The organism is Microbacterium sp., from assembly GCF_041909575.1.
Taxonomy (GTDB): Bacteria; Actinomycetota; Actinomycetes; order Actinomycetales; family Microbacteriaceae; genus Microbacterium.
The window spans coordinates 1-8,328 of the sequence record NZ_JAYRDE010000037.1 but is presented as its reverse complement, the minus strand read 5'-3'; the positions used below and the strand labels follow the sequence as shown (position 1 = coordinate 8,328).

Below are 8,328 nucleotides of genomic sequence, written 5' to 3'. Positions count from 1 at the left end.
CCATGCGGGCCACCGGCTGCTCAGGCGCCTCGTCGGGGGTCGGCTCGTCCGCTTCTGGCACGAGATCGGAGGTCACCCGTCGAGGGTACTCCCGTTTCCATTCCCTCATCGGCATGGTCCGTTCTCAGCGCAGACAGAGGAAACATGCGGAATGATGGAGCGTCCCCTGACATCGACTCGAGGTCTCACCGTGCGCATTCGCCCGCTCGCCGCCCTGTCCGTCGCCGCTCTGTCGGCCGTGCTCCTCGCGGGCTGCGCAGGATCGGCTCCCGAGTCGACGCCCACACCGACCGAGACCGGTGCCGCGAGCGACTTGTGCGCCGTCGCGGTGCCCGAGGGCGACGTCGCGGCCTCCGTCTCCGTCTCGGGTGAGGTCGGCGAGCTGCCGACGGTCGAGTTCGACGCACCGCTCGAGTTCACCAGCGCCGAGCGCACCGTGGCGGTCGAGGGCGACGGCACCCAGATCGCCGACGGCGACTACGTCACCTATGCGCTCGCCGTCTACGACGCCGCGACCGGCGAAGAAGTGCAGGCCGCAGGGTTCGACGACGAGCCCATCCCGCCGCAGCCGATCACGATCGGCTCCGGACCCGACGCCTACTTCGGATGCGCCACCGAGGGATCGCGGATCGTGGTGACGACGCCCCAGAGCCAGTCCGGCGGCGCACTCGTCTACGTCATCGACATCCTGGAGGTGACCCCCGCCGACGCGTGGTGCGCCGCGACCGAGCCGGGCGACGTGTTCCCGACGGTCGAGTACTCCGAGGACGGGACCCCCACGATCACGATCCCCGAGGGTGACGCGCCGGACGGCGTGCAGGTCGAGGTCCTCGAAGAGGGCGACGGCGCAACGGTCGAGCCCGGCGACACGGTCACCGTGAACTACACCGGGGTGAAGTGGAGCGACGGCTCGACGTTCGACTCGAGCTACGAGCGCGGCGAGCCTGCGACCTTCCAGACCACGGGTGTGGTCGCCGGATTCAAGCGCGCGCTCGAGGGCCAGACGGTCGGCTCGAAGGTGCTCGTCACGATGTCGCCGACGTGCGGCTACGGCGAAGCGGGCTCGAGCGAGCACGAACTCGCCGGCGAGACGCTCGTGTTCGCGCTCGAGATCGTCGAGGTCACCGAGCAGTAGCAGGCGTCGCCGATAGGCTGGCGCGATGCGACGCGTCCTCGTCCTCGGCTCCACCGGCTCGATCGGAACGCAGGCGCTCGACGTCATCCGGGCGAACCCGGGCCGCTTCGAGGTCGTCGGGCTCTCCGCGGGCTCGAACCGTGCCGCCGTCGAGGCGCAGGCCGCTGAGTTCGGCGTCGACAGCATCGCCCTCGGTGCCGCCGAGGCGGAGCAGCTGGTGCGGGATGTCGAGGCCGACGTGGTGCTCAACGGCATCACGGGGTCGGTGGGTCTCGGACCGACCCTGGCGGCCCTCGAGACCGGACGCGCGCTGGCCCTGGCCAACAAAGAGTCCCTGATCGTCGGCGGCGACCTCGTGACGGCGCTCGCCCGCCCCGGGCAGATCGTGCCGGTCGACTCCGAGCACTCCGCGATCGCGCAGGCGCTGCGGTCGGGAGATCGCGCCGAGGTCCGGCGGCTCGTGCTGACGGCGTCGGGGGGTCCCTTCCGCGGGCGCAGCCGGAGCTCACTCGAGAACGTGACCCCGGCCGAGGCGCTCGCCCACCCGACGTGGGACATGGGCCGAGTGGTCACCACGAACTCGGCCACGCTCGTCAACAAGGGCCTCGAGGTGATCGAAGCGCATCTGCTGTTCGGCGTCGCCTACGGCGAGATCGACGTCGTCGTGCACCCGCAGTCCATCGTGCACTCGATGGTCGAGTTCTCCGACGGCTCCACGATCGCCCAGGCATCTCCGCCCGACATGCGGCTGCCGATCTCGCTCGGTCTGGATTGGCCGCACCGCGTCGCGGGCGTGGGGCGCCCGCTGGACTGGTCGGTCGCGGCATCCTGGACCTTCGAGCCGCTCGACGATGCCGCGTTCCCGGCCGTCCGGCTCGCCAAGAGCGTCGGCCGGGCGGGCGGAACGTTCCCCGCCGTGTTCAACGCCGCGAACGAGCAGGCCGTCGACGCCTTCCACGAGGGGCGGCTGAGCTTCCTCGGCATCCTCGACACCGTGCAGCGGGTCGTGGATCGGCACGAGGCCCCCGACGCGCTCACCCGGGAGAGCCTGGCCGAGGCCGAGCGCTGGGCGCGCGAGACGGCCGATCGCGAGATCGCGGCAGCCGCCTGAGGCAGGCTAGGCGTCGGGGAACGCCGGACGCAGCGGATCGGATGCCGGCGTCACGTCGTCGGGGTAGGGCACCGGCCAGTGCGGCTCGGGCACCGGCCAGCCCGCGGCGCGCAGCGCGCGACGGGAGAGCTCGCGCGCCGAGTACGGCGTGCGGACCCCGCGGATGTCGCGATAGTCCTGGTGACCCGGGCCCGCCCAGAGGATCGCGTCCCCGTCGCCGACGAGCGCGACGGCCTCGATGATCGCCCGCTCGGGCGGTGAGAACTCGTGGATCTCGGCATCCGGTCGCGCACGGCGTGCGCCCTCGATGAGGGTCGCCCGGATCGAGTCCGGGTCCTCGTGCCGCGGGTGGTGATCGGTGATGATGAGGATGTCGCTGCCTTCCACCCCGGTGCGCCCCATGTCGTGGCGCTTCGTGGCATCGCGGTCGCCGTCGGCGCCGAAGAGCATCACGACCTTGCCGGGCGTGACCCGGCGGACGGCGGCGAGCGTCTTCTCGAACGCATCGGGGGAGTGGCCGAAGTCGACGTAGACGGCCGGACCGGTTTCGCCCGAGACCAGCTCGGTGCGGCCGGGGAGGTAGGCGTCGACGCGGCGGCCGTCGAGCGCGGCGACGAGGCGGTCCCAGCTGTAGCCGCCCTCGAGGATCATCACGATGGCGAGACCCGCGTTGGCGGCCATGTGCCGCCCGATCACGGGGACGAGGGTGGTGAGGCTGCGGCCGTCACGCGCCGTGAGGCGGAATTCGGTGCCGATCTGCCGTTCGTCGAGGATCTCGACGACCCAGTCCGCGGCGGCGGCGGCATCGGGGTCGGACGCGAGCGCCGGCGTGCCGACCGTGACCGTGGGGACCTGGCTGCGCGCGACGACCTCTGCGCCCTGCTCCGAGTCGACGCACACGACCGCACGCCGGGACCGGTCGGGGAGGAACAGCGGCAGCTTCGCCTCGAAGTACTCGCGCATGTCGGCGTAGTCGTCGAGGTGGTCGTGCGTGAGGTTGGTGAAGCCCGCGACGTCGAACACGATCCCGTCGACGCGGCGGCGGCTCAGCGCCTGAGCGCTCACCTCCACCGCGACGGCCTCGACCCCGCGCTCGCGCATGAGGGCGAGCAGCGCGTGCATCTCGTACGCCTCGGGGGTCGTGAGGCGCGAGACGACGACCTGGCCGGCGATGTGGCGCTCGGCGGTCGACGAGAGTCCGGTGACCGCGCCGAGCTGACCGAGGATGCCCTCGAGCAGGTGGGAGACGCTGGTCTTGCCGTTCGTGCCGGTCGTGCCGAACAGGAGGGGGAGCCGGTCGTCGCGACCGGTGCTGTACACCCACGCGGACAGGTCGCCGAGGAGTCCGCGAGGATCGTCGACGAGGACGACGGGCAGCCCGCTCGCGGCAGCGAGATCGGCCCCGTCGCGATCGGTGATGACCGCCACGGCGCCCTTGCCGGCTGCGGCGGCGGCGAACTCCGCACCGTGCCGGTTCACTCCGCGAACGGCGACGAAGACGTCTCCGGGTCGCAGGTCGGCGGTCGCGAGCGTGATGCCCGTGAGCGTCACGCCGTCGAGGTCGCCGCGGACCTCGACGGCGAAGCGCGCCGCGAGATCGTCGAGGGAGTGGACGGGCGGGGCGTCCGGTCGCAGGACGGGAGGAAGATTCGAAGGCGCATCGGTCGGCATGGCGAATCCATCCTCTCATCCGGGGCGCTCGGGGCCCACGCCCGCCACCCCCCGGCGCGGCTCAGCCCTTGCGGGTGCGGCCGCGCACCAGCACGATCACGAGCGCCGCGATGCCGGCGACGAGTCCACCGGCGGCGAGCCAGCGTGCGACCGGGTCGCCCGACTCCACTGAGGCGGCGTCGGCGGAGTCGCTCGACGCGTGGTCGTCTCCCTCGGCTGCTCCGCCGTGACCGTCGCCCTCCGCGGCGACCGGCCCGACCTCGACGACCGGGGCCGGAGACTCGAGGTCATGCGGGTCCTGCCCCTCCTCGGCGACCTCGGTCCACGCGTTCTCGCCCTCCGCGCACACCTGGGTGACGGGGAACGCGATCGAGGTGTCGGCAGCGGACTCGTCGAACAGCGCGTCGATCGAGATCGTCGTCTTGATGCCGTCCTCGACCGGACTGTCGGACGTGTAGGTGATCTGGGTCGGAACCCCGTCGTCGCCCAGTTCGCGGGAGATGGTCCAGCCGCCCTGTGCGACGGGGGTGGCGTTGCCGACTCCCTCGGGGATGTCGAAGACGAACGCCGTCGTCGGGGAGCCGTCGCAGCCGTGGGAGGACGCGAAGGTCAGGGTCTCGGTCGATCCGGCGGACGCGGTGCCGGGATCGACGTGGACGTGGGCCGAGGCGGCGAGCGGGACGCCGATGGCGAGCGCGACGCCGGCGACGGAGCCGAGGAGCAGCGAGCGGCGGAAGCGGGTGGTGGTCATGAGGTTCTCTTTCGTCGAGGAGTGCACGGATCATCGGCACGTGCGCGGGGGCACGTGCCGGCGGATGCCGCGGTCAGACGACCGCGTCGACGAGCGACGGGGGACCCCGTCGCGAGAGGTCCGAGAGGGGGGCGCGCAGTCGCGACGGGCCGGCGTGGGCGACGTCGACGGTGCGGATGGTCGCGCGCGGCAGGATCGGCGCGACGTCGGTTCGGCGGAGGACGGAGCGGATGCCTCGGCCCAGGGCACGCAGCATCCGCTCGCCGCCGTAGAGACCGCCGAGCGTCGCGACGGCCGCCAAGGCGTGCGCGACGAGCATCGGGGCGTCCGGGACCACGGCGACGGCCAGACCGGCCCCGTCCAGCACGACGTGGTGGAGATGCCCCGTCGCCGCGGACGGATCCGCTCCGGCAGCCATCGCGAACGCGACGTGGAAGAGCAGCTGCGATGCGACGACGGCGGCGCCGAGATGCCAGGCCGACAGGCGGCGCCCGACGAGGGCGATGCCGATCGGCCAGGCGAGGATGCCGACGACGCCGACGAGCAGGGGAGCGGGGGCCCCGCCGCCCGCGAGAGTGTGGGAGGTCGCCGCGACGATCGTCGCGACCCAGGCCGCCGCGGCACCGCGCAGGGTGCGGATGTGGCGTGGGGTCACGGGATCCTCCTCGGATCGAGCTTACGGGCCTCCGCGCACTGTCAGAGCCAACTCAAAGCCGGACGCGGGTACCGTGAACGTGTGGAAGTTCTCGCATTCGTCATCGGCTTCGCCCTGCTCATCGTGGGGCTCGCCGTGTCGATCGCGCTCCACGAGCTCGGGCACCTCTGGCCGGCGAAGCGGTTCGGCGTGCGGGTCGGGCAGTACATGATCGGCTTCGGGCCGACGCTGTGGTCGCGCCGGATCGGCGAGACCGAGTACGGGGTCAAGGCGATCCCGCTCGGGGGCTACATCTCGATGGCGGGCATGTATCCGCCGTCTCCGAAGCAGCTCGCGGCCGCGGCAGCCGGTCAGCGCTCCGGTCGTGCGGGCGGCGGCTTCTTCGCCACGATGGTCCAGGATGCCCGCGCCGCCAACGACGAGACGCTGCTCGAGGACGACGACCGCGTCTTCTACAAGCTGCCGGTGTGGCAGCGCGTGGTGATCATGCTCGGCGGACCCACGATGAACCTGCTGTTCGCGATCGTGCTGTTCGCGATCCTCATGTCGGGCATCGGCGTGCAGACGGCGACGACGACGGTGTCGAGTGTGAGCGAGTGCATCATCCCCGCCGACGCGGACCGCACCGAGTGCGCGGCATCCGACCCCGCCGCACCGGCCGCCGCCGCGGGGATCCGCCCCGGAGACGTGATCGTCGCCGTCGACGGCGAGCAGGTGTCGACGTTCGCCGCTGCGGCCGCGCTCATCCAGGCGTCGCCCGACCAGGCCATCGAGATCACGGTGCAGCGCGACGGCGAGGAGCAGACGCTCTCGCTCACTCCGGTCGCCGTGGAGCGGGCCGTGACGGACGACCGCGGGCAGCCGGTGCTCGACGGGAATGGCGAACCGCGGACCGAGGAGGTCGGCATCGCAGGCATCCGCCAGGAGGTGGCGTACCTGCGCGAGCCGATCTGGGCCGGTCCGCAGATGGCGATCGAGAACGTGGGCGCCGTCGCGGGCATCATCTGGCAGATGCCGGTCAAGGTCTGGGAGGCGGGATCGACGCTCATCACCGGCGAGGACCGCGATCCCAACGGTCCTCTCAGCATCGTGGGCGCGGGCGTGCTCGCCGGCGAGGTGGCCGCGGCCGAGGCCCCGGTGCTCAATCGGGTCGCGGGGTTCCTGTCGCTGCTGGCCTCGCTCAACATCGCGCTGTTCGTCTTCAACCTCGTCCCGCTGCTGCCGCTGGACGGCGGGCACATCGCGGTCGCGCTGTGGGACGGCATCAAGCGCGCGTGGGCACGGCTGACCAACCGTCCGCCGCCGAAGCCGGTGGACGCGACCAAGCTGGTGCCGGTGACGTTCGTCGTGGTGGTCGCGCTCATCGTCATGGGCGCCGTGCTGATCCTGACCGACCTCGTGAACCCGCTCTCGCTGTTCGGTCCCTGATTTTTCGGCGGGATGTCGAAATCGGTCTTGCCCGTTCGCTGTGGGGATGAAACGGTTCCCCTGACGAAAGGACCACGACCGTGAAGTACGTCCTGATGTTCACCAGCACTCCCGAACTCGACGCCGCCGTGCCGCCGGAGCGCGCGCAGGAGGTGTACGGCCGTATCTACGAGTGGTTCGGCGAGCACGCCGAGCACCTCGACGACTCGGGTGCCGAGCTGCATCCGGTCAGCACCGCGACGACCGTGAAGCACGGCGGCGATGCGCCCGTCGTCGCCGACGGCCCGTTCTCCGAGGCGAAAGAGGTGATCGGCGGGTTCAGCGTGATCGACGTCCCGGACCTCGACGCGGCGATCGCGATCGCGAAGAGCTGGCCCGCCCTCGAGCTGCCGGGAGTCGCCGTGGAGGTGCGCCCGATGATCGTCGACTACAGCCAGTTCGAGGAGTGAGCGCGGCCGCGGCATCCGATCTGCTCCTCGCGCGGACGGTGCGCGAGGAGTCGGGAAAGCTCGTCGCCACGCTGACGCGCTCGTTCGGGAGCCTGGATGTCGCGGAGGAGGCGGTCGCCGAGGCGATCGAGGAGGCGCTGCGCGCGTGGCGCGGGGCCGGCGTGCCCCCGAAGCCGGGGGCGTGGCTGCTGCAGGCGGCGCGTCACAACGCGCTGGACCGGCTGCGGCGCGAGCGCGGGCTTCGCGAGCGGCTTCCCGCGCTCGCGCCGCGGTCGCCGGTGGTCGACGCTGCCGATCCTCCGTCCGCGGATGCCGACGAGCGCCTGCCCCTGCTCTTCGGATGCTGCCACCCGGCGCTGTCGCCGGACGCGCAGCTCGCGCTCACCCTGCGCGCGGTGTGCGGCCTCACGACGGGGCAGATCGCGCGAGCGACGTTCAGCGCCGAGTCGGCGGTGGGGCAGCGGATCGTGCGCGCCAAGCGCAAGATCGGGGCAGCGGGGATCCCGCTGCGGGTGCCCGAGGGCGCGGAGCGCGCAGAACGGCTCGACATCGTGCTGGCGGTCGTCTCGGTGATGTACAGCGAGGCGCATCTCGTCGCGGGGGGCGATGCCTCTGCCGATCGCGATCTCGCCGACGATGCGCTGTGGCTCGCGAGGGTCGTCGCGGCCGCGCTGCCGCGCGAGCCGGAGGCACTGGGCCTGCTGTCACTGCTGGCGTTCCACCGCGCCCGCGAGTCGGCGCGCGCGGTCGACGGATCCCTCGTGCTGCTGGAGGATCAGGACCGGTCGAGATGGGACGCCGGGCTGCTCGCGGAGGCTCGTGCGGTGCTCGACCGAGCGGCGCGGCTGCGCCGGCCGGGTCGCTGGCAGCTGCAGGCGGCGATCGCAGCCTGCCATGCCGACGCCGCGGATGCCGCCGCCACGGATTGGCTGCAGGTCCTCACCCTCTACGACATGCTGCTGGCCTACGACCGGTCGCCGGTCGTGCGACTCAATCGAGCGGTGGCGCTGGCCCGGCTCGACGGCGCAGAGGTCGCGCTCGCGGAGGTCGACGCGCTCGCCGGCGCGCTCGCGCGCTCGCACCTGTGGCACGCGGTGCGGGCGTCGCTGCTGCGTGAGCTCGGCCGGC

The 8,328-nt window shown here is 72.2% G+C and carries 8 protein-coding genes; 5 read left to right on the top strand and 3 right to left on the bottom strand.

Annotated elements, in window-relative coordinates; genetic code table 11:
- The first annotated feature begins 190 nt into the window (after window positions 1–190).
- The gene (locus ACE3O1_RS07230) at window positions 191–1,135 is read left to right on the top strand and encodes an FKBP-type peptidyl-prolyl cis-trans isomerase (RefSeq protein WP_374313935.1); all 945 of its coding nucleotides are present in this window, start codon (window positions 191–193) and stop codon (window positions 1,133–1,135) included.
- A gap of 25 nt (window positions 1,136–1,160) precedes the next feature.
- Window positions 1,161–2,246, top strand: a complete 1,086-nt coding sequence (gene dxr, locus ACE3O1_RS07225; protein WP_374313933.1) for a 1-deoxy-D-xylulose-5-phosphate reductoisomerase — start codon at window positions 1,161–1,163, stop codon at window positions 2,244–2,246.
- Window positions 2,247–2,252: 6 nt separating this feature from the next.
- On the opposite strand, the gene ACE3O1_RS07220 is transcribed toward dxr, so the two are convergent.
- From ACE3O1_RS07220 to ACE3O1_RS07210, 3 genes are all read right to left on the bottom strand, one after another.
- On the bottom strand, window positions 2,253–3,917 hold the full coding sequence (locus ACE3O1_RS07220; RefSeq protein ID WP_374313931.1) for a Mur ligase family protein: 1,665 nt from the start codon (window positions 3,915–3,917) through the stop codon (window positions 2,253–2,255).
- A gap of 61 nt (window positions 3,918–3,978) precedes the next feature.
- Entirely contained in the window at window positions 3,979–4,668 is a 690-nt protein-coding gene (locus ACE3O1_RS07215; RefSeq protein WP_374313929.1) for a YcnI family protein, read from the bottom strand.
- A gap of 73 nt (window positions 4,669–4,741) precedes the next feature.
- Window positions 4,742–5,323 (bottom strand): hypothetical protein, encoded by a 582-nt coding sequence (locus ACE3O1_RS07210; protein WP_374313927.1) that lies wholly within the window; start codon window positions 5,321–5,323, stop codon window positions 4,742–4,744.
- An 81-nt stretch (window positions 5,324–5,404) separates the two neighbouring features.
- Between ACE3O1_RS07210 and ACE3O1_RS07205 the strand changes: the two genes are divergently transcribed.
- From ACE3O1_RS07205 to ACE3O1_RS07195, 3 genes are all read left to right on the top strand, one after another.
- A complete protein-coding gene (locus ACE3O1_RS07205) occupies window positions 5,405–6,751 on the top strand; it encodes an RIP metalloprotease (protein WP_374313925.1) in 1,347 nt (448 codons plus the stop codon).
- A gap of 80 nt (window positions 6,752–6,831) precedes the next feature.
- Window positions 6,832–7,200, top strand: a complete 369-nt coding sequence (locus ACE3O1_RS07200) for a YciI family protein (RefSeq protein WP_374313923.1) — start codon at window positions 6,832–6,834, stop codon at window positions 7,198–7,200.
- A partial coding sequence (locus ACE3O1_RS07195; protein WP_374313921.1) for an RNA polymerase sigma factor occupies window positions 7,197–8,328 on the top strand: 1,132 nt, incomplete at its 3' end. The genes ACE3O1_RS07200 and ACE3O1_RS07195, both read left to right, overlap by 4 nt.